This is a genomic window from Spirillospora sp. NBC_01491 (assembly GCF_036227065.1).
Lineage (GTDB): Bacteria > Actinomycetota > Actinomycetes > Streptosporangiales > Streptosporangiaceae > Spirillospora > Spirillospora xylanilytica.
The window spans coordinates 7,699,103-7,718,934 of sequence record NZ_CP109432.1; the positions used below are offsets into that span (position 1 = coordinate 7,699,103).

General features: G+C 75.0%; 19 protein-coding genes and 1 riboswitch. Of the genes, 14 read left to right on the forward strand and 5 right to left on the reverse strand.

What is annotated here, in order from left to right; genetic code table 11:
• Positions 1-136 precede the first annotated feature (136 nt).
• From OHA34_RS35810 to OHA34_RS35845, 8 genes are all read left to right on the forward strand, one after another.
• Complete coding sequence (locus OHA34_RS35810) at positions 137-2,311, forward strand: primosomal protein N' (protein ID WP_329522480.1); 2,175 nt, start codon at positions 137-139, stop codon at positions 2,309-2,311.
• A 16-nt stretch (positions 2,312-2,327) separates the two neighbouring features.
• Positions 2,328-4,145, forward strand: coding sequence for a hypothetical protein (locus tag OHA34_RS35815; RefSeq protein ID WP_329520095.1), 1,818 nt, complete (start codon positions 2,328-2,330; stop codon positions 4,143-4,145).
• Positions 4,146-4,259: 114 nt separating this feature from the next.
• Positions 4,260-4,805: a peptide deformylase gene (def, locus tag OHA34_RS35820; RefSeq protein WP_285936872.1), complete on the forward strand. Its 546-nt coding sequence runs from the start codon at positions 4,260-4,262 to the stop codon at positions 4,803-4,805.
• Positions 4,805-5,770, forward strand: coding sequence for a methionyl-tRNA formyltransferase (gene fmt, locus OHA34_RS35825; RefSeq protein WP_285936871.1), 966 nt, complete (start codon positions 4,805-4,807; stop codon positions 5,768-5,770). Before def ends, fmt begins: the two co-directional genes overlap by 1 nt.
• The gene (locus OHA34_RS35830) at positions 5,770-7,188 is read left to right on the forward strand and encodes an RsmB/NOP family class I SAM-dependent RNA methyltransferase (RefSeq protein WP_329520096.1); all 1,419 of its coding nucleotides are present in this window, start codon (positions 5,770-5,772) and stop codon (positions 7,186-7,188) included. Before fmt ends, OHA34_RS35830 begins: the two co-directional genes overlap by 1 nt.
• Before the next feature lie 158 nt (positions 7,189-7,346).
• Positions 7,347-8,351 (forward strand): phosphatase PAP2 family protein, encoded by a 1,005-nt coding sequence (locus OHA34_RS35835; protein WP_329520097.1) that lies wholly within the window; start codon positions 7,347-7,349, stop codon positions 8,349-8,351.
• A 12-nt stretch (positions 8,352-8,363) separates the two neighbouring features.
• On the forward strand, positions 8,364-9,035 hold the full coding sequence (rpe, locus tag OHA34_RS35840) for a ribulose-phosphate 3-epimerase (RefSeq protein ID WP_285936868.1): 672 nt from the start codon (positions 8,364-8,366) through the stop codon (positions 9,033-9,035).
• Positions 9,032-9,694, forward strand: coding sequence for an HAD-IA family hydrolase (locus tag OHA34_RS35845; protein WP_329520098.1), 663 nt, complete (start codon positions 9,032-9,034; stop codon positions 9,692-9,694). The genes rpe and OHA34_RS35845 overlap by 4 nt, the downstream gene beginning before the upstream one ends.
• Here the strand turns inward: OHA34_RS35845 and OHA34_RS35850 are convergent.
• Complete coding sequence (locus OHA34_RS35850) at positions 9,685-10,125, reverse strand: hypothetical protein (protein ID WP_329520099.1); 441 nt, start codon at positions 10,123-10,125, stop codon at positions 9,685-9,687. The two genes, OHA34_RS35845 and OHA34_RS35850, sit on opposite strands and share 10 nt — an antisense overlap.
• A 339-nt stretch (positions 10,126-10,464) precedes the next feature.
• Positions 10,465-10,595: riboswitch (FMN riboswitch) on the forward strand.
• 81 nt (positions 10,596-10,676) lie between these two features.
• Between OHA34_RS35850 and OHA34_RS35855 the strand changes: the two genes are divergently transcribed.
• From OHA34_RS35855 to OHA34_RS35880, 6 genes are all read left to right on the forward strand, one after another.
• Positions 10,677-11,288: a riboflavin synthase gene (locus OHA34_RS35855; RefSeq protein WP_285936865.1), complete on the forward strand. Its 612-nt coding sequence runs from the start codon at positions 10,677-10,679 to the stop codon at positions 11,286-11,288.
• Complete coding sequence (locus OHA34_RS35860) at positions 11,275-11,922, forward strand: nicotinamide mononucleotide transporter family protein (protein WP_285936864.1); 648 nt, start codon at positions 11,275-11,277, stop codon at positions 11,920-11,922. The genes OHA34_RS35855 and OHA34_RS35860 overlap by 14 nt, the downstream gene beginning before the upstream one ends.
• Positions 11,919-13,145 (forward strand): bifunctional 3,4-dihydroxy-2-butanone-4-phosphate synthase/GTP cyclohydrolase II, encoded by a 1,227-nt coding sequence (locus OHA34_RS35865; protein WP_285936863.1) that lies wholly within the window; start codon positions 11,919-11,921, stop codon positions 13,143-13,145. Before OHA34_RS35860 ends, OHA34_RS35865 begins: the two co-directional genes overlap by 4 nt.
• The gene (ribH, locus tag OHA34_RS35870) at positions 13,145-13,621 is read left to right on the forward strand and encodes a 6,7-dimethyl-8-ribityllumazine synthase (protein WP_285936862.1); all 477 of its coding nucleotides are present in this window, start codon (positions 13,145-13,147) and stop codon (positions 13,619-13,621) included. Before OHA34_RS35865 ends, ribH begins: the two co-directional genes overlap by 1 nt.
• A 329-nt stretch (positions 13,622-13,950) precedes the next feature.
• Positions 13,951-14,826, forward strand: a complete 876-nt coding sequence (gene hisG, locus OHA34_RS35875; protein ID WP_285936861.1) for an ATP phosphoribosyltransferase — start codon at positions 13,951-13,953, stop codon at positions 14,824-14,826.
• Positions 14,819-15,280 (forward strand): PH domain-containing protein, encoded by a 462-nt coding sequence (locus OHA34_RS35880; protein WP_285936860.1) that lies wholly within the window; start codon positions 14,819-14,821, stop codon positions 15,278-15,280. The genes hisG and OHA34_RS35880 overlap by 8 nt, the downstream gene beginning before the upstream one ends.
• Positions 15,281-15,357: 77 nt before the next feature.
• Here the strand turns inward: OHA34_RS35880 and OHA34_RS35885 are convergent, their stop codons facing one another.
• From OHA34_RS35885 to OHA34_RS35900, 4 genes are all read right to left on the reverse strand, one after another.
• The gene (locus OHA34_RS35885; RefSeq protein ID WP_329520100.1) at positions 15,358-16,287 is read right to left on the reverse strand and encodes a D-alanyl-D-alanine carboxypeptidase family protein; all 930 of its coding nucleotides are present in this window, start codon (positions 16,285-16,287) and stop codon (positions 15,358-15,360) included.
• Between the two features lie 97 nt (positions 16,288-16,384).
• Positions 16,385-17,026, reverse strand: a complete 642-nt coding sequence (locus tag OHA34_RS35890) for a hypothetical protein (protein ID WP_285936858.1) — start codon at positions 17,024-17,026, stop codon at positions 16,385-16,387.
• A 1-nt stretch (position 17,027) separates the two neighbouring features.
• Entirely contained in the window at positions 17,028-18,428 is a 1,401-nt protein-coding gene (locus OHA34_RS35895; protein ID WP_329520101.1) for a selenium-binding protein SBP56-related protein, read from the reverse strand.
• 10 nt (positions 18,429-18,438) lie between these two features.
• Positions 18,439-19,803 carry a sulfite oxidase gene (locus tag OHA34_RS35900; protein ID WP_329520102.1) on the reverse strand — a complete coding sequence of 455 codons (1,365 nt, stop codon included), beginning with the start codon at positions 19,801-19,803 and terminating at the stop codon, positions 18,439-18,441.
• Between the last annotated feature and the right edge of the window lie 29 nt (positions 19,804-19,832).

The following is a 19,832-nucleotide window of genomic DNA, read 5'->3' on the forward strand; positions in this document are numbered from 1 at the left end:
GGGCGTGGGAGACACCGAGCAATGATCCAACGAAACGAGCCCCCAGTTCAAACCGATCACACCCTACCCGGCCGCGGTCCGCCCCGGCCCGTCCGGCGCGGCTGTCGTACCACTCTGGTCTGGTAGGACGGTGAGCGTGACGAACGACGGCGGGGGAGCCGAGCTGATCCCGGGGCTGGACGACCTGCCCCGGGCTCCCGCGGCCAAGAACGCGAAGGGGCCCGCGGAGAAGAGGCCCGCCGGGAAGGGGGCCAAGGGCGGGCGGAAGAAGGGGGCCCGGGAGCCCGCCGAGCGGCTGCCGGTCGCCCGGATCGCGGTCGACATCCCGCTGCCGCACCTCGACCGCCCGTTCGACTACCTGGTGCCGGCCGAGCTCGACGCCAAGGCGGTCCCGGGGTGCCGGGTCCGGGTCAGGTTCGCCGGGCAGCTCGTCGACGGGCTGCTGCTGCACCGGGTCGCCGAGAGCGAGCACACCGGCCGGCTCTCCTACCTCGAACGGGTGACGTCCTCCGAGCCGGTTCTGGCACCCGAGGTGGCCGGTCTCGCGCGCGAGGTCGCCGACCGGTACGCGGGCACCTTCGCCGACGTGCTGCGCCTGGCGATCCCGCCCCGGCACGCGCGGGTCGAGGGGGAGCCCCGGCCGCCCGCCGCCGGGGAGGAGCCCGAAGACGAGCACGAGGAGGAGGAGCCGGAGAGCGACGGGGAGGCGCCGGCGGCCTCGGGCGTCCCGCCGTCCCCCGGAGCCTGGGGCGACTACCCGGCCGGGGCCTCGTTCCTTGCGGCGCTTGGCGACGGCCGCGCGCCGCGCGCGGTCTGGACGGCGCTGCCGGGCCCCGGCTGGACGGCGGCGATCGCGCGCGCGGTGGCCGTCACGCTGGAGGGCGGGCGCGGCGCGCTGGTGGTGATGGCCGACGGGCGGGACGTGGCGCGGGTGGACGCGGCGCTGGCCGAGGAGCTCGGCGCCGGACGGCACGTCGCACTGACCGCCGACCTCGGCCCCACCGAGCGCTACCGGCGCTGGCTCGCGGTGCTGCGCGGCACGGCGCCGGCGGTGGTCGGCACGCGGGCGGCGATGTTCGCGCCCGTCGAGCGCCTCGGGCTGGTGGTGCTGTGGGACGACGGCGACGACGTGCACGCCGAGCCGCACGCCCCGTACCCGCATCCGCGCGAGGTGCTGGCCCTGCGCGCGCACCGGACGGGCGCGGGCGCGCTGATCGGCGGGTTCACCCGCACGACCGACGGCACCCAGCTCGTGGAGTCCGGGTGGGCGCACGCGCTGATGGCGGACCGGACGCGGATCCGCGCGGCGATGCCCCGGGTACGTCCCGCCGGGGACGACGCCGAGCTGGCGCGTGACCCGGCGGCCCGCACGGCGCGGCTGTCCGGCCTGGCGTTCCAGACCGCGCGGCAGGCCCTGGCGGAGGGGCCGGTGCTGGTGCAGGTGCCCCGGCGCGGCTATGTGCCCGGCCTGGCGTGCGGACGGTGCCGGAGCCCGGCGCGGTGCGGCGAGTGCCAGGGGCCGCTGGCTCTCCAGTCGTCCCACGCCGCCCCGTACTGCCGCTGGTGCGGCCGTATCGCGGGCGACTGGCACTGCCCCGAGTGCGGCCATTTCCAGATGCGCGCGGTGGTGGTGGGCGCCAAGCGCACGGCGGAGGAGCTGGGCAGGGCGTTCCCCGGCGTCCCGGTGCGGACGTCCGGCAGGGACGCGGTCCTGACCGAGGTGGGGGCGGAGCGCGCCCTGGTGGTGTCCACCCCGGGGGCCGAGCCGCCGGCGGAGGGCGGTTACGCCGCCGCGCTGCTGCTCGACGGGTGGGTGCTGCTCGGCCGCGCCGACCTGCGCGCCGGTGAGGAGACCCTGCGGCGCTGGATGAACGCGGCGGCGCTGGTCCGGCCGTCCGGCCCCATCGTGGTCAACTCGGACGGCTCGCTGCCGCCCGTCCAGGCGCTGATCCGGTGGGACCCGGTCACCTATGCCGAGCGGGAGCTGGCCGAACGGCGCGAGGTGGGGTTCCCGCCCGCGGCGCGGATGGCGTCGCTCACCGGCACCCCGGCGGCGATCCGGGAGCTGCTGGCCGACGCGCGGCTGCCCGCGGACGCCGAGGTGCTCGGGCCCGTGCCGGTGCCCGGAGCGCCCGGAGCGCCCGGAGCGCCCGGAGCGGAGGCCAGGGAGCGGGAGCGCGCGCTCGTCCGGGTGCCGCGCAGCGGGGGGCCCGCGCTGGCGCTCGCGCTGAAGGCGGCGCAGGGAGTGCGGAGCGCGCGGAAGGCGACCGAGGTCGTCCGGATCCAGATCGACCCCCTGGAGCTGATCTGAGGGCTAGGGTTCACGGGTGGCCGACAATTGGGCGGAGACCACCGCCGGCGACCTGCGGCGGTGGGCGGAAGAACGCGGCGAGAAAGTCGACGCGCAAGGGGCGATGCTCCTACTGGAACTCGCGCAGGCGGAGGTGGGGCTGACCGCCCCCGCCGACCTGACGCCCGAGGGGCTCGGGGAACTGCTCCTGGAGGTCTTCCCCGAGACGGTGGTGGCGGGGGCCGACGAGGTGCCCGTGGTGCTGGAGACCGTCAGGCTGCTGGTGGACTTCCTCGGCGCGACCGGGGTCGTCCCGCCGGAGACGGCCGCCGCGCTCGCCGCCGAGGCCGACCGGATCGCCCCCGAGTTCGCGAAGGTCGTCGCCGAGGCCGACACCGAGGAGCGGCAGACCGCCGCCGAGGTGATCAGCGGGCTGATGGCGGCCGACGGGGTGGCGCTGGACGACCAGGACGCGGTCGACCGGTGGGTGACCGACTTCGAGGCGCTGCCCGAGGACGAGCGCTACGCCCGCACCGAGGAGTACCTGCGGCGCGCCGGCGAGCTCGCCGTCCCGCCCGTGGTGCTGGTGCCGGAGGCCGAGCTGGCCGCGGCGGCGCGCGGGTCCGGGCTGGCCCGGGAGGTCCTCGCGCTGGCCGCCTGGACGGGCGTCCGCCCGCTCACCGAGCACGACGAGCTGACCGCCGCCGACGCGGAGGCCGCCGTGGCGGCCCTGTCCCTGCCGGTCCCGCGCCGGTCCGGCGAGGTCGAGGACCAGACCGACCTGCCCGAGCTCGACCGGCTCTGGTGGGCCGCGGCCGAGGCCAAGGTGATCATCGCCGCGGACGGCGCCGCGGCGCCGGGCCCCGCGCTGGCCGACCTGGAGGCCGGGACGGACGCGGCGCTGCGGGCGGTGTGGCTGCGGCTGTTCGAGGCCGTCGCGGTGCCCGACCACGACCCTGACGACGGCCTGGACGCGATCGAGCTGGTGCAGAACGAGCTCACCGGCGTGCTCATCCACCTCTACGAGCAGGAGGAGCCGACGTCGGCGGAGACGCTGTCGGCGGTGCTGCTCGAGCACGTCACCGAGGCGTACGAGATCTCCGACGGGGAGGCGCTGGCCGCCGCCGTCCAGGAGGCCCTCGCCCTGGAGCTGGACGACCTGACCCGCTGGGGGATCGTCGAGGCCGTCCCGGCCGCCGATGGCGGGGATGGGCGGGCGCTGACGCCGCTGGGCGTGTGGGCGGTGCGCGAGCTGCTGCTCGCCGACGGGTTCGCCGCCCCGGTCGTGGGCGACCTCGCCGGAGCGAGCGCCGCCGAGCTGGTCGCCGGGCTCACCTGGCACCGGCCCGGCACCGCCGACGCCGAGATCGCCGGCTGGATCGCCGCGCGCGACGTCAAGGACGCCGCCGCCGACCTCCTGGACGTGATGCGGACCGGCGGCCCCGGCGCCCGCAACCTCGCCGCGGCGGTGCTGCACCGGCTCGGCCCGGACGCCGCTCCGGTGGTGCGGGCGGGCAAGGGCCATCCGCTGGTGTCGCCGTACGCGGCGCTCTGGCTCAGCGCCAACGGGCAGCCCTCGCGCGAGCTGACCCGCGAGGAGTACGTCTGGGTGTTCGCCGACACCGTCGCGGGGATGCTGGAGACCGCCGAGCCCGACGAGGCCGTCGCCGCGGCCCTCGCCGACGTCCCGGCCGGGGCGGGGCTGGAGGACATGCTCGACGAGCTGTGGCGCGCCGATCATCCCGGCGTCGTCGAGGTGCTGGAGGCGCTCGGCGAGCACCATCCCGACCGGGCGACCGCTAAGGCGGCCCGCACGGCCGCCTACAAGGCCCGCTCGATGGGGGGCAAGGACTGAAACCTTCGTAGACTGGTGGCCCACACACGTTCCCGGTCACCGGTCCGCGGGTCCCGCCGGCCCGCCCGGACCGCGCGATCCGCGGCAGCCCATCCGCACGAAACGGAGCCCCCGTTGGCCGTCAAGCCCATCCGACTGTTCGGCGACCCCGTGCTGCGCACCGCGGCCGATCCGGTGAAGGACTTCGACAAGGAGCTGCGCCAGCTCGTCAAGGACCTCACCGACACCATGATCGACGCTCCGGGGGCGGGGCTGGCCGCGCCGCAGCTCGGCGTCGGGCTGCGGGTGTTCACCTACTACGTCGACGACCGCCTCGGGCACGTCGTCAACCCGACCCTGGACCTGTCGGACGAGCAGGAGACCGGCGACGAGGGCTGCCTGTCGCTGCCGGGCCTGACCTTCCCCACGCCGCGCGCGGTGTCGGCGGTCGCCAAGGGCTTCAACATGCACGGCGAGCCGATCACGCTGGAGGGCACGCACCTGCTGGCCCGCTGCGTCCAGCACGAGACCGACCACCTCGACGGCGTCATCTTCATCGACCGGATGGACGCCGAGCAGCGCAAGGCCGCGATGAAGACGATCCGCGAGGCCGAGTGGTTCGGCGACCAGGCCCCCGTGGTGAAGGACTCGCCGCACCGCACCTTCGGGAAGGCGCTCTAGTGCGGCTCGTCTTCGCCGGCACCCCCGAGACCGCCGTCCCGGCGCTGGAGGCGCTGCTGGCCTCGCCGCACGAGGTCGCCGCCGTGGTGACCCGGCCCGACGCGCCGTCCGGACGGGGCCGCAGGCTCGTCGCGAGCCCGGTCGCCGAGCGCGCCGCCGAGGCGGGCGTGGAGGTCCTGCGCCCCGCCAAGGTCCGCGACCCCGAGTTCCTCGGCCGGCTCCGCGAGATCGCGCCCGACTGCTGCCCGGTCGTGGCGTACGGGGCGCTGCTGCCCCCCGTGGCGCTGGAGATCCCCGCCCGCGGCTGGGTCAACCTGCACTTCTCGCTGCTGCCCGCCTGGCGCGGCGCGGCGCCGGTGCAGCGCGCGATCCTGCACGGCGACGAGTTCACCGGCGCGGCCACGTTCCAGATCGAGGAGGGACTGGACACCGGCCCGGTCTACGGCGTGCTGACCGAGCCGATCCTGCCCGCCGACACGACGGGCGTGCTGCTCGGCCGGCTCGCGGTCGCGGGCGCGACGCTGCTGGTCGAGACCATGAACGGCATCGAGGCCGGGGCGCTGGAGCCGCGCCCGCAGCCCGCCGACGGCGTCTCGCACGCCGCCAAGCTCACGCCGGGCGACGCCCGCGTCGACTGGACCTCCCCGGCCCTGCACGTCGACCGGCTGATCCGCGCCTGCACGCCCGCGCCCGGCCCGTGGACCATGTTCCGCGACGCCCGGGTCAAGCTCGGCCCGGTCCGGCCGGTGCCCGAGGCGGGCGGCTCTGGCCCGTCCGGCTCCGAGGCGGCGGGCGGCGCGCGGCTGGCCCCCGGCGAGCTGCGCGCCGGCAAAGACCAGGTGCTGGTCGGCACCGCCACCCACCCGGTCGCCCTCGGCGACGTCCAGCCGCAGGGCAAGCGCCGGATGGCCGCCGCCGACTGGGTCCGCGGCGTCAACCTCATTGGTAAGGACGGGTTCCACTGATGCCGCCCACCCGCAGCCGTCGCGGTGACCGCGATCACAACCGCAGGCCGGGAGGGCCGCGCGCCACCGGCCGCCCCCAGGACCTCGTCCGGCGCACCGCGTTCGACGTGATCCGCGCCGTGGAGACCCGCGACGCCTACGCCAACCTGCTGCTACCCGCCCGGCTCCGCGACCGCGGGCTCACCGGGCGCGACGCCGCCCTCGCCACCGAGCTGACCTACGGCACGCTGCGCGGGCGCGGCACCTACGACGCGGTCCTCGCGCTGTGCAGCGACCGCGAGCTGCGCCGCGTCGACGGGCCGCTGCTCGACGTGCTGCGGCTCGGCGCGCACCAGATCCTCGCCACCCGGATCCCGCCGCACGCCGCCGTCGGCACCATGGTCGAGCTGGCCCGCTCGGTCAGCGGTCCCGGCCAGGCCAAGTTCGCCAACGCGGTGCTGCGCAAGGTCGCCGCCCGCGACCTCGACGGCTGGCTCGCGATCATCGCGCCGGACACCGCCGACGCGACCACCCGGCTGTCGGTCGCGCACAGCCATCCCAAGTGGATCGTGTCCGCGCTGCGCGACGCCCTCGGGTCCGACCGGGACGAGATCGAGGAGCTGCTCGCCGCCGACAACGCCCGTCCCCGCGTCACCCTCGTCGCCCGGCCCGGCCGGGCCACCGCGCGGGAGCTGCGCGACGCGGGCGCCGAGCCCGCCCCCTACTCGCCGTACGCCGCCGTCCTGCCCGAGGGCGACCCGGCCGCCATCGACGCCGTCCGCGACGGCCGCGCCGCCGTCCAGGACGAGGCCAGCCAGCTCGTCGCGCTCGCCCTCGCCGCCGCGCCGCTCGACGGGACTGACGCCCGCTGGGCCGACCTGTGCGCCGGACCCGGCGGCAAGGCCGGCCTGCTGTCGGCCGTCGCCACCGAGCGCGGCGCGCGGCTGCTGGCCGCCGACTCCCAGCCGCACCGGGCCGGGCTGGTCGGACGCGCGGTCGACGACCGCGCGGGGGTGATCGTCGCCGACGTCACCGTCCCCGCGTGGCGGCCCGGCGCGTTCGACCGGATCCTGCTCGACGTCCCCTGCACCGGCCTCGGCGCGCTGCGGCGCCGTCCCGAGGCGCGCTGGCGCCGCGGCCCGCAGTCGGTCGCCGAGCTGGGGCCGTTGCAGCGATCGCTGCTGGCGTCGGCGCTGGAGTCGGTCCGGCCGGGCGGCGTGGTGGCGTACGTCACGTGCTCGCCGCACATGGCCGAGACCCGCGTGGTGGTCGACGACGTGCTGCGCGGCCGTGCGGACGTCGAACGCCTCGACGCCCCGGCCGTGCTCGGTGCCGTCGCGCCCACGCTGACCGGTGTCGGCGACGGCCCGTACGCGCAGTTCTGGCCGCACCGGCACGGCACCGACGCGATGTTCCTGGCCCTGCTGCGGCGCCGCTGAGCCCGGCCTCCGCCGCGGTCTCCCGCGGTTCCCGCCGGTGCCCTCCCGCCGTGGCCCCGGCCGAGGCAGGGAACCTTTACGTGTTGCGCGGACGTCCCCCGAGTGTTCCCTCGTAGCCTCGAGGGTCTCGCGGAGGACCGACACGTCTGGGGAGACTCGTGCTTACCGGCTTCATGCACCTGATGTCGTTCCTCGGCAGCGCCGCGTTCAACGCGCCGCTGCTGATGATCGTCTACTGGTGCGTGAGCCCTCGCGCGGGCGCGCGGATCGCCGTGGTGCTGTCCCTCGGGTCGGTGCTCAACACCATGCTGAAGCTGGTGTTCCATGCGCCCCGGCCGTACTGGACCGACCCGTCGGTCATCGGGCGGGAGCCGATCGACTCGTTCGGGATGCCGTCCGGGCACGCGCAGAACTCGGTGGTGGCCTGGGGAATGGCCGCCGCGCGGGTCCGGCGGCGGCCGGTGTGGGCGGGCGCCGCGGCCGTCGTGGTGCTGATCGGGGCGTCGCGGGTCTACCTCGGCGTCCACTCGCCGGGGCAGGTCCTGGCCGGCTGGGCGATCGGCGCGGCGCTGCTGGCCGCCGCGCTGGTGCTGGAGCCGCTCCTGGTGCCCTGGTGGGCGCGGCGTCCGATCGGGGTCCAGCTCGCGCTCGCCCTCGCCGTCTCGACCGGCTTCCTGGCGGGCGCGCAGGCGGCGCTGGAGGCGCTGCGCGACTGGACGTGGCCCGCCGCGTGGGAGCGCGCGATCGCCGCAGCGGGCGGCGGCGTCCACCCCCTCACGCTCGACGAGTGCGCGGCGGCGTCCGGCGGGCTGTTCGGCCTTCTCGCGGGGCTGTCGCTGCTGGCCCGGCGCGGCTGGTTCCGTCCGGCGGACGGGTGGTGGCGGCGGCCGGCCGCGCTCGCCGCGGGCCTGGCGGGCGCGCTGGCGATCTACACCCTCGGGCTGTTCCTCGGCACCCGGCCGGTGCCGGGATTCGCCGTCCATGCGCTGCTCGGGCTGTGGATCGCGGCGGGGGCGCCGGAGACGTTCGTCCGGCTGCGGCTGGCCGCCCGCCCGGCGGGCCGCCCCACCGGCGGGGCCACCGGCGGGGCCACCGGCGGGGCCGGCGGGATCACGCGCGCCGTCACCCGGGCGGGTGGGGAACGCGCCGGGCAGCGGCCATAGAATCGGCACATCATGGCTCCTCCGCAGATCTCTCCCAGCATCCTGTCCGCCGACTTCTCCCGGCTCGCCGACGACGTCGCGAAGATCGCCGACGCCGCCGACTGGGTGCACGTCGACGTGATGGACAACCACTTCGTGCCGAACCTCACCCTCGGCCTGCCGGTCGTGCGGTCGCTGCTGGAGTCCAGCCCGCTCCCGCTCGACTGCCACCTGATGATCGAGGACCCGGACCGCTGGGCGCCGGAGTACGCCGAGGCCGGCGCCGGCAGCGTGACCATCCACGCCGAGGCCGCCAAGGCGCCGGTCCGCACCCTGCGCACCATCCGCGCCGCCGGGGCCCGCGCCGGGCTCGGCGTCAACCCGGCCACGCCCGTCGAGGGCTTCGAGGACCTGCTCGGCGAGATCGACATGCTGCTGCTGATGACGGTCGAGCCGGGCTTCGGCGGGCAGCCGTTCCTCGACGTGGTGCTGCCGAAGGTCCGGCGCGCCCGCGAGCTGATCAGGGGCCGCGACCTGCCGGTGTGGCTCCAGGTCGACGGCGGCGTCAGTGCCGCGACGATCGAGCGGTGCGCCGAGGCCGGCGCCGACGTGTTCGTCGCGGGCAGCGCCGTCTACGGCGCCGAGGACCCGGCCGAGGCCGTCCGCAAGCTGCGGGCCCAGGCCGAAGGGGCGGCCACCGGGTGATCGTGCCCTGCGCCGCCGTCCTGTTCGACGTGGACGGCACCCTGGTCGACTCGACCCCCGTCGTCGAGCGCGCGGCCCGCCGCTGGGCCGCCGGCTACGGCATCGACGCCGACGCCTACCTCTCGGGCGCCCACGGCCGCCGCACTTCCGACCGCGTCGCCGAGTTCCTGCCGGCGTCCGAGGTCCGCGCGGCCACCGAGCGGCTCGACGCCCTCGAGGCCGCCGACACCGACGGCATCACCGCGCTCCCCGGCGCGCTGGACCTGCTGGCCGCCATGAACGGCCTGCCGTGGGCCATCGTCACGTCCATGGACCGGGGCCTGCTCGCCGCCCGCTCGACGGTCGCGGGCGTCCCGCTGCCACGGGTCGCCGTCACCGCCGAGGACGTCGCGGACGGCAAGCCCGACCCGTCCGGCTACCTGCTGGCCGCCCGCCGCCTCGGCGTCGACCCGGCCGGCTGCGTGGTCGTGGAGGACGCGCCCGCGGGCATCGCGGCGGGCCGCGCCGCCGGGGCCACCGTCCTGGCGGTCGGCACCAGCCACGATCCCGCCGAGCTCGGCGGGGCCGACCTGATCGTCCCCGACCTCACGTCCGTCCGCGCCACGGCCCGGGGGCTCGGCGTCTCCGGCGCCGCGCGTCCTTCAGGCGGTCAGCAGTAGAGGTGGACGGTCTTGCTCTTGTGGGTCGACGTGCCGCCGTGCGTGACGTAGATCTTGGTGCGGAAGGCGCGCTTCTTCCCTGACGGGCAGTTCTTGACGAGGGTGACCCGGTCCCGGCCCGTCCATTTCTTCGCCGTGATCACCTTCCAGTGCTTGTCGATGTACACCTGGATCGTCGCGCGGAACTTCCAGGTCCCGTTGCAGGCGGTCGTGGATTCGGCCTTCGCCGCGACCCTATACCGGCTGCCGGGCTTGATCCTGGCCGGCTTGCTGAGGTGGGTGCCGCACCCCTTCAGCTGCACGGCCTGCGCGGATCCCGCCGGCGCCGACGCCGGCGGGGCGTCGGCCTGCGCCATCGCGGGGGCCGCGAGGGCGCCCGCCGGGATCGCGGCGGCCAGTGCCAGCGCCGCCGTCCTCGTCGTCCAGGTCATGGGGGAACTCCTTCGGTGAGCGGGCGTGGAATTCGACATCGGCCGACTCTATGAAGGCGGATTATCCCTTGGCTATTCGCTGATTATCGCGGGCAGTTCCCGTGCGCAACGAATGGCGGACGAAACGGTGGGGCCGCGCCGCCCGGGCCCGCCGTGTCCGCGTCCGCCGCCGGCCAGCGCCGGACGCGGCCCGGACGCGGGCCGGACGTGCCGGGTGTGTCCGGGGGATGCCCGCTCCCGAAAAACCTAGCGAGCGCTTGTTTGGCCAAATGTGGCCGTGGGCAGTCTCACATGGGAACGGGAATGCACGGCATGGCACACTGGTTGCGAAGCAGTGAAACGCGTGCTCCGGGGTCGGTGCAATTCCGAACCGGCGGTGACAGTCCGCGACCCGGCCGAAGCCATCGGCCGGTTGACCCGGTGGAACTCCGGGACCGACGGTGAAAGTCCGGATGGGAGGCAGCGCGCTGTAGGCCCCTGCATTGGGGTGGCCGCACCCATGGCACGTCCCCCGGAGCCCGTTCGCACCCGCGAATGAGGAGGCCCGGGAGATGTTCACCGGCATCGTCGAGGAACTCGGCGAGATCGTGGCGATCGAGCCGCAGGGCGACTCGGTCACCGTCACGGTCCGCGGACCGCTCGTCACGCGCGACGCCGTCCACGGCGCCTCGATCGCCGTCAACGGCGTCTGTCTCACGGTGGTGGACGTCAAGGACGAGACCTTCACCGCCGACGTCATCAAGGAGACCCTCGGCAAGTCCGCCCTCGGCGCGCTGGAACCCGGCTCCAAGGTCAACCTGGAACGTCCGGTGCGGCTGTCGGACCGGCTCGGCGGGCACCTGGTGCAGGGCCACGTCGACGGGGTCGGCGAGATCATCTCGCGGGAGCCGGGCGAGCGCTGGGACCTGGTCACCATCGGCCTGCCGGACGGGCTGTCCCGCTACCTGGTCGACAAGGGCTCCATCACCGTCGACGGCATCAGCCTCACCGTGGTCGAGGCCGGGGCCGACCGGTTCAGCATCGCGCTCATCCCGACCACGCTCGCGCTCACCACGCTCGGCCACAAGGGTCCCGGCGACCCGGTCAACCTCGAGGCGGACGTGGTGGCCAAGTACGTCGAGCGCATGATCGGCGACCGGGAGACCCCCCATGGGCTGGATTGACGCGAGCTTCTCCCTCTTCGGAGAGCACATCCTGTGGACCGACCTGGCGGGCAACGCGCTCTCGCTCGCCGTCGTCTGGCTCGCGATGCGCAGGACGCTGTGGACCTGGCCCGTCCAGCTCGCCGGCGCGCTGCTGCTGCTCGCCGCCTCGCTGCACGCGCACGTCCCCGGCAACGCGCTCAAGCAGGTGCTGTTCTGCCTGCTGGCGGCGTACGGCTGGACGATGTGGACGCGCGGCCGGCGCGCCGACCGCGGCCTGCTGGTCCGGCAGGCCACCGTGCGCGAGCGGGTGGTGCTGCTCGCCGCGCTGGTGGGCGGCACGGTCGTCGTCGCCGAGCTGTTCACCCACCTGGACTGGCTCCAGGTCGCCTGGTCCCCCTGGGCCAACGCCTACATCTTCGTCGGCAGCGCGGTCGCGACGTTCGCGCAGAGCCGCGCCCTCGTCGACTTCTGGGTCATCTGGGTCCTGGTCGACCTGGTGGGCGTCCCGCTGGCCTTCAAGTCCGGGCTGTACGTCTCCGGTGCCGTCTACGGCATCTTCTTCCTGATGGTGATGATCGGGTTCCGCGACTGGCTCCGGGAGTCCCGGACGCACGGCGCGCCGAACCCACGGAACAAGGCGGTGGCCCTGTGAGCCCCAGTACGACCGACGGGATCTTCGACTCCATCGAGGACGCGATCGCCGACATCGCGGCCGGGCGGCCGGTCGTGGTGGTCGACGACGAGGACCGGGAGAACGAGGGCGACATCATCTTCGCCGCCGGCGCGGCGACGCCCGAGCTGCTCACCTTCACGATCCGCCACACCAGCGGGGTGATCTGCGTCCCGATGGAGGGCGCCGACCTCGACCGGCTCCAGATCCCCCTGATGACCGCGCAGAACTCCGAGCGGATGCGGACCGCCTACACCGTCAGCGTGGACGCCCGCGACGGGGTCAGCACCGGGATCTCCGCCGCCGACCGGGCGCGGACGATCCGCGCGCTGAGCGACCCGGCGACCGTGCCGGGCGAGCTGGTGCGGCCCGGCCACATCTTCCCGCTGCGCTACCGCGAGGGCGGCGTGCTGCGCCGCCGCGGCCACACCGAGGCCGCCGTCGACCTGGCCCGGCTCGCCGGGCTGGCCCCCGCGGGCGTCCTCGCCGAGGTCGTCAACGAGGACGGCACCATGGCGCGGCTGCCCGAGCTCCAGGTGTTCGCCAAGGAGCACCGGCTCCGGCTGATCTCGATCGAGCAGCTCGCCGAGCACCGCAAGCGGCACGAGCCCATGGTCCGGCGGGTCGTGGAGACCCGGCTGCCCAACCGGTACGGGGAGTGGCGCGCGGTCGGGTTCTCCGGCGACGTCGACGGCGGCGAGCACGTCGCGCTGGTCCTCGGCGACCTCGGCGACGGCGGCGACGTGCTGGTCAGGGCGCACTCCGAGTGCCTCACCGGCGACGTCCTGCACTCCGAGCGGTGCGACTGCGGCACCCAGCTCGACGCGGCCATGGAGCGGATCTCCGCTGAGGGCCGCGGCGTGCTGCTCTACCTGCGCGGCCACGAGGGCCGCGGCATCGGCCTGCTGGCCAAGCTCCGCGCGTACGCGCTCCAGGACACCGGCTCCGACACCGTCGACGCCAACCTGGAGCTCGGGCTCCCCGCCGACGCCCGCGAGTACTCCAACGCCGCGCACATGCTGCGCGACCTCGGCGTCCGGTCCGTCCGGGTGCTGACCAACAACCCCGCCAAGCTCAGCGGCCTGGAGGGCTACGGCCTGGAGGTGCTCGGCCGCGAGGCGCTGCCCTCGGTGGTCACCGAGCACAACCGCCGCTACCTGACGGTCAAGCGCGACCGTCTCGGACACCGGATCGAGGGCCTCTGATGAGCGGGGCGGGACGTCCCGAGGACCGCGTCGTCGACGCGCGCGGCCTGACGCTCGGCATCGTGTGCACCCGCTGGCACGGCCAGATCACCGACCGGCTGCTGGAGCGCGCGCTCGAGGCGGCCAAGGCGTGCGGGGTGGACGAGCCGGTGGTCGAGCGGGTGGCGGGCGCGCTGGAGCTGCCGGTCGTCGCGCAGCAGCTCGCCCGCGACCTGGACGCCGTGGTCTGCCTGGGTGCGGTGATCCGCGGCGCGACCGCGCACTTCGACTACGTGTGCGACTCGGTCACCGCGGGCGTGACCCGGGTCGGGCTGGACGCCGCGACCCCGGTCGGCAACGGTGTGCTGACGTGCGACACGGTCGAGCAGGCGCTGGAGCGCAGCGGGCTGCCCACGAGTTCCGAGGACAAGGGCTGGGAGGCCGCGGTGGCGGCGCTCGACACGGCGCTGACCCTGCGCCGGCTGCGGGACCGGTGACCCGCCGGGGCCCGATCGGCGGGGGTGAGGCCGAGCACCTGCGGGTACGGCGTAGGATCTGACGTGGAGATCCGCCCCGGACGGTGCCGTCCGGAGGGCCGGGTAGTGATCACCGCCCGGCCGGGGGGTGAGGACGTCGAGCGGGACGGGAGGCGACTGTGACCGCACGCTGTACGGCACTGACCCTGCGAGGTCCGCGGCATCACGGTCACGCCGGGCGCGCGCCGGAGCATTTCTAGCGGGGCCACGGGGGCGCAGGCCCCCGGCGACCCGCGCATCCGAGCTCCGCACGTCCCGGATTCCCACCGATCCCACCGAAAGGCTTCATCGTGCTGTCTCTCGTCCTGCCCAAGGGCTCCCTCGAGAAGGCGACCACGGCGCTGTTCGACGCCGCCGACCTCACCGTCCGGCGCGCGTCCGACCGCGACTACCGCGCCTCCATCGACGATCCGCGCATCGACCGGGTGCGGGTGCTGCGCCCGCAGGAGATCCCGACCTACCTCGAGCAGGGCCTGTTCGACCTCGGCATCACCGGCCGCGACTGGATCACCGAGACCGACGCCGACGTGGTGAGCCTCGGCGAGCTCCAGTACTCCAAGGCCACCTCCGACCCGGTCAAGGTGATCATGGCGGTGCCGAACGACGCGCCCTGGCAGAAGGTCTCCGACCTGCCCGAGGGCGTCCGGATCTCCACCGAGTTCCCGGCGATGACCGCCCGGTTCCTGGACAAGCACGGCGTCAAGGCCAAGGTCGTCCCGTCCTACGGCGCCACCGAGGCCAAGGTCCCCGACATCGTGGACGTGATCGTCGACCTCACCGAGACCGGCTCCTCGCTCCGCAAGAACGGCCTGCGCATCCTCGACACGCTGCTCACCAGCTACACCGAGCTGGTCGCCAACCGTGAGGCGTACGAGAACCCGGAGAAGCGCGCCGCGATGGAGGACGTCTCGCTGCTCCTCCAGGGCGCCATCCGCGCCCGCGGCAACGTGCTGCTCAAGCTGAACGTCGCCCAGGCCGACCTGCGCGCGGTGCTCGACATCATGCCGTCGATGTCCTCGCCCACGGTCACCTCGCTCGCGGGCGGCGACCACAATGCGGTCGAGTCCGTGGTCGCCAAGCGCGGCGTCAACACGCTGATCCCGGCGCTGAAGGCCGCGGGCGCGCACGACATCCTCGAGATCCCCATCTCCAAGATCGTTGACTGACGCGCCGGCGCTTCCGGTGGTGTGGCGCCCGCGCACCACCCGGATCGTCGCCTACGCGACGGCGGGCGTGGTGGTGCTCGGCATGGTCGTGCTCGCCGTGGTGGTGGCGCCCCAGTTCAAGCTGTTCGACCGGGTGCTGATGGTGCTGTTCGCGCTGGGCGCGGCCTGGGTGCTGCACATGCTGGCCCGCTGCCGCGTCGCGGCCGACGCGTCCGGCCTGACGGTCGTCAACGCGTTCCGCACCCGCCGGCTGGAGTGGCCCGAGGTGGTCGACGCCGACATGACCGTCGGCGAGCCGTGGCCCACTCTCGACCTGGCCGACGGCACCTCGCTCGGCGCGATGGGCCTCAACGGCGCCGAGCGCGACCGCTGCGCCGGGCAGCTCGCCGAGCTCAGGGCCCTCCTCGTCCGACATGGCGAGACCACCGGCCCCGGCCCCGGCCCCGGCGCCTGAGGCCGCGGCCCCGCCTGCCCCGTCCGCTCTGCCCGCCCCGCCCGGCCCGACGGTCTCGTCCGGCCGGGCGGGGCGGGCTAGCGGCGGGTGCGGAAGCCCCAGTTGAGGATCTTGGTGGCGTCGGTGAAGCGGGCCCGCTCCCGGGCGGCCGAGCTGGCGAGGACCACGCCGACCAGGGTGCGCCCGCCTCGGCGGGCGGCGAACAGCAGGCAGTGGCCGGCCGCCCTGGTGGTGCCGGTCTTGACGCCGGTGGCGCCCCGGTACGAGCCGAGCAGGCGGTTGGTGCTGGTCCAGCGGTAGGCGTGGTGGCCGCGGGTCGCGCCGAGCCGGTAGGTGCGGCGGGCGGCCACGGCGCGGAAGTCGGCCCGCCTCATCGCCGCGCGGCCGAGCCGCACCTGGTCGCGGGCCGTGGACGAGGTCGAGTGGGCGGTGGGCCACGGCAGGCCGTCGAAGTTGGCGTAGCGGGTGCGGGTGAGGCCGAGCCGCCGGGCGGTGCCGTTCATCTTGCCGACGAAGCCGCGCCGGCCGGGCCCGTAGGCGTCGGCGAGGGCGTACGCGGCGTCGCAGCCGGAGGGGAGCATCAGCCCGTAGAGGAGCTGGCGGGCGGTGAGCCGGTCGCCCGCGCGGAGCGCGGCCGTGGTGCCGCCGTGGCGGCGGGCGTAGGCGATGTGCTTCCGCTTGATGGTGATGGTCCGGTCGAGGTGGCCCGCGCGGAGCACGACGAGCGCTGTCATGACCTTGGTGAGGCTGGCGATGGGCCGCCTGGTTCCGGCGGCGCGGGCCCACAGGGCGCGGCCCGTCCGGTCGTCGACGAGGTAGGCGGACCTGGCGCCGATGCCGGACGGGCCGGCTGCGGCCGTCCTCGTGGTGGAGGTGCCCGTGGTGGCCGTGCCCGCGGCGGGTGTGCCCGTTGGGGCGGTGCCCGCTCGGGCGGCGGCCGGTGCGGGGACGAGCAGGAGCGGCGCGGCCGTGAGCACCGCCGCCGCGGTCCGGTGTGCTGACCTCATGACGTCCCCGTTCACCTCGTTGGCGGTAGGAGATTCGCAGTTCGCAGGGGTGGCGGCAAGCGCCGCCGGGCGGCATGGCCAAGAATTGGGGGAGCGGTCAGGCGGTGATGAGGGTGGCGGTCCCGGCGCCGATGAGCGCGACGGCCCAGACCCGGTCGAGGTTGAACCAGGCGTGCCGCAGGACGGCGAGCCCGACGACCTCGTACACGGTGACGGCGATGGCGCCCGCGACGGCGAACATCGCCAGGGTGTGGACGCCGGTGACGAACACGCCGGTGGAGAGCGCGCTCCCGGACGCCGCGCCGAACCCGTGCCCGTGGCCGTGCCCCTGCCCGGCCGGGGCGTCCGAGGTGAGCAGCGGCAGCAGCATCAGCCCGGCGCCGTGCATCGACGACATCAGGAACGACCATCCGGCGAGCTGCCGGAGCGACAGCTTCATCCCGACCCACCGGAAGTGCCGCCGCGACAGCAGGTGCCACAGCCCGAACCCGACGAGCAGCGCGCCGCCGGCGATCGCGACCACCTGGGTCGCGACCACCGAGCGGGTCAGCACCACCAGGACGGCCACGGCGCCGACCGAGGCGGCGTGCCCGGCGGCGATGGCCGGCAGCGCCTGCATGACGCGGGCGCGGCTGCGCTCCTGGAGGCCGCGCGCGACGGCGAACAGCCAGCCCATGCCCGGATTGAGCCCGTGGAAGGCGCCGAGCGCGACGAGGGCGGCGAGCGATCCGTCCCTCACGTCACGGGTAGCAGTAGGAGTCGGACGAGGCGTCCCCGCCCTGGAGCCGGGTCTGGTGCGGACGCAGCCCGCGCCAGGCGTCGCCCTGCGGGAAGAACCGCTCGTCGAAGGCGAGGCCGCCGGCGGTGGAGTCGAGCTTGGCCATCCAGGCGCCGACGCCGTCGGGATAGAACTGGTCGTCCCAGGAGCCGTAGAGCGAGTTGGTCACGTAGACGCGGCGGCCGTCGCGGCTGACCTCGACCATCTGCGGTCCGCCGGCGAGGGGGAGGTCCGGTGTGGCGGGGTGCGGGGTGCGGCGGGCGATGCCGCCGATGCGGACCGAGCCGGCCTCGACCGGGTCGAACGGGTCGCTGACGTCGTAGCGTTTCAGCTCGCCGGTGCCCCAGCACGAGACGTACAGCCACTGGTCGTCGACCGACAGGTCGATATCGGTGATCAGCGGCGGGACGGCGCCGAACGGCTGGATGACCGGCGGCAGCGCGGACGCGTCGGCGGGCTCGGCGGGGATGGTGATGACCTTCTTGGCGGCCCAGGCGTCGCCGTCGCGGTACCAGAGGAACACCGACGCCGACAGGTCCTCGACGCTGACCACCACCCCGACGAACCCGTACTGGCGGGTCGGGTCGTGCGCGGGCCGCAGCTCCAGCGCCATCTGGTGCTCGTCGCCGAGGTCGACACTCTGCACATGGCGGCGTTTTCGCAGGTCCCAGAAGTGCAGCGCGTGCCCGTACTTGCGGCCGAGGAGCAGCTCGCCGACCACTCCGTCCTCGATCATGGACGGGGTGCCCCACTCGGAGGTGACCAGCACGTCGTGCGCGATGTGCCACCAGGCGTCGTAGGCGAAGTACTGCGGGCCGCGGTCGACCTCCCAGCGGCCGAGCACCTCGAAGGAGGTGTGGTCGAGCAGGGCGATGCCGCCGGGTCCGTCGTCGCCCCCGGCGCCGCCGAGCGCGGTGAGGTAGAGCCCCTCGGGGCCGCAGTGCACGGTGTGCGGGCGGGAGTAGCCCGCGTGCTTGGCCAGCTCGTCGGGTTCGAGGGTCTTGACGATCTTCGGGGCGGTCGGGTCGTCCTTGGTGTCGATCACGTAGATCCGGGACGAGCGCAGCCCCGGCACGATCAGGTACCGGCGCTCGACGTGCGGGTGCGGCGCGTACGGGCACAGCGCGCTGCTGCACGCGTTCCACCCGAAGTGGTGCAGCTCGTCGCCGAGGTTGGGCAGGTCGGTCCAGCCGACCACCTCGCCGTAGGTGCCGGAGCCGGGGTCGACGTCGAGCACCGCGATCGCGTCGGGCCTGGCGGCGGCCCGGTCGAACGCGGCGACGTAGGCGAGCTTCTCGGGAGGCGCCGCGACCGCGTCGCGCGGGGAGGCGTAGAAGGTCGAGTCCGGCTTCCAGAGTGCCATGGGGGGATCCTCACTTCACCGTGACTGGATGGCGGGCGATCGCACCGAAGAGGTAACCGAGGGTGTTGTGCGGCACGGTGGCGGGCTGGACGGCGCCGGTCTCGTCGGAGGCCCGCGCGAGCAGCTCGTGCCGGCCCGGCGCCGCCGGCCGCCACGGGAACTCCCAGCGCACCCAGCCCCGGGCGGGGACGGGGCCGCGGGTGCGGGCGCGGTGCCAGGTCGCGCCGCCGTCCGCGCTCACCGACACCGCGCGCACCCGCCCGCCGCCCGACCACGACCGGCCGTGCAGGACGTGCGTGCGGCCCGCGCGGAGGGTGGCGTCCCACGGCAGCTCGAACGCGCTCTTGAGGTTCATCCGGGTGAGCGGGGCGCTGCCCTCGGGCGGGTGTCCGGGGCCGAACATCCGGTAGAAGCGCGTGTTCCAGGGCGAGGAGAGCGGCGTGTCGGACACCTGGATGTCGCCGACCCACTTGATCGAGGCGATGCCCACCCAGGACGGCACGACGAGCCGGACGGGGTGCCCGTGATCGGGCGGCAGCGGCGCCCCGTTCATCTCGTACGCCAGCAGCACGTCGTCGAGCGCCTTGGCGACCGGGAGCGGGCGCCGGACGTGGCCGAGGTCCTCACCGTTGTCCACGTACTCAGGGTCGAGGCCGCGGGGCATGATGTCCACTGCCCGGCGGGTGATACCGGCACGTTCCAGGACGGCCGACAGCCGCACCCCGCGCCAGTGCGCGACGCCGACGGCGCCGAGCCTCCACGCGGTGCCGGAGACCGCCTGCCCCTGCTGCGAGGTGAACAGGCTGCGCCCGTTGCCGGTGCACTCGATGAACGCGGTGACGGTCTCGGCGCGCATGGCGAGCAGGTCGGCGTAGGAGAACTCGATCGGGCGGTCCTCGCCGGGGGAGCCGCGCAGCCCGGTGCCCCACAGCCTCAGCCGCCAGGTGCGGGCGTCGATGAGCGGGGTGGAGACGTGGTTGCGGACGAAGAACCGGTCGACCGGCGTGACCGGGCCCTGCCCGCGCATCGCCTCCCAGCGCATCTCGGCGTTGGTGCCCTGCGGGACGAACAGCTCGGGCGGCAGCGGCTTGACGATGCCGGACACGGTCGACGCGGTGGACGGTTCGGACGGCGCGGTCACGAGCCTCGCCGGGCGGCCCCCGGCGGCGGTCGCGGCGGGCCCGGCGGGCCCGGTGGCGCGGGAGGTTCCGGTGGCGCGGGCGGTTCCGGTGAGGGCGGCGCCCAGCCCGGCGCCGGCGGCGCCCGCGGAGAGCCGCAGCAGCCCGCGCCGGGTCAGCGCGTCGGCCTGCCGGTCGGGCCCTCCCGGGGCGGGCGCGGGTGGGTGGACGAGCTCGTCGGCGAGGTCGCGATCCATGCCCCTGATGCTGCTGAGGGCGGCCGTGA

Excerpts from the sequence above, each read along its gene's own strand:
- OHA34_RS35830 (WP_329520096.1), top strand. The coding sequence starts at position 5,770 with ATGCCGCCCACCCGCAGCCGTCGCGGTGACCGCGATCACAACCGCAGG.
- rpe (WP_285936868.1), top strand. The coding sequence starts at position 8,364 with ATGGCTCCTCCGCAGATCTCTCCCAGCATCCTGTCCGCCGACTTCTCC.
- OHA34_RS35850 (WP_329520099.1), bottom strand. The coding sequence starts at position 10,125 with ATGACCTGGACGACGAGGACGGCGGCGCTGGCACTGGCCGCCGCGATC.
- OHA34_RS35855 (WP_285936865.1), top strand. The coding sequence starts at position 10,677 with ATGTTCACCGGCATCGTCGAGGAACTCGGCGAGATCGTGGCGATCGAG.
- OHA34_RS35860 (WP_285936864.1), top strand. The coding sequence starts at position 11,275 with ATGGGCTGGATTGACGCGAGCTTCTCCCTCTTCGGAGAGCACATCCTG.
- ribH (WP_285936862.1), top strand. The coding sequence starts at position 13,145 with ATGAGCGGGGCGGGACGTCCCGAGGACCGCGTCGTCGACGCGCGCGGC.
- OHA34_RS35885 (WP_329520100.1), bottom strand. The coding sequence starts at position 16,287 with ATGAGGTCAGCACACCGGACCGCGGCGGCGGTGCTCACGGCCGCGCCG.
- OHA34_RS35895 (WP_329520101.1), bottom strand. The coding sequence starts at position 18,428 with ATGGCACTCTGGAAGCCGGACTCGACCTTCTACGCCTCCCCGCGCGAC.
- OHA34_RS35900 (WP_329520102.1), bottom strand. The coding sequence starts at position 19,803 with ATGGATCGCGACCTCGCCGACGAGCTCGTCCACCCACCCGCGCCCGCC.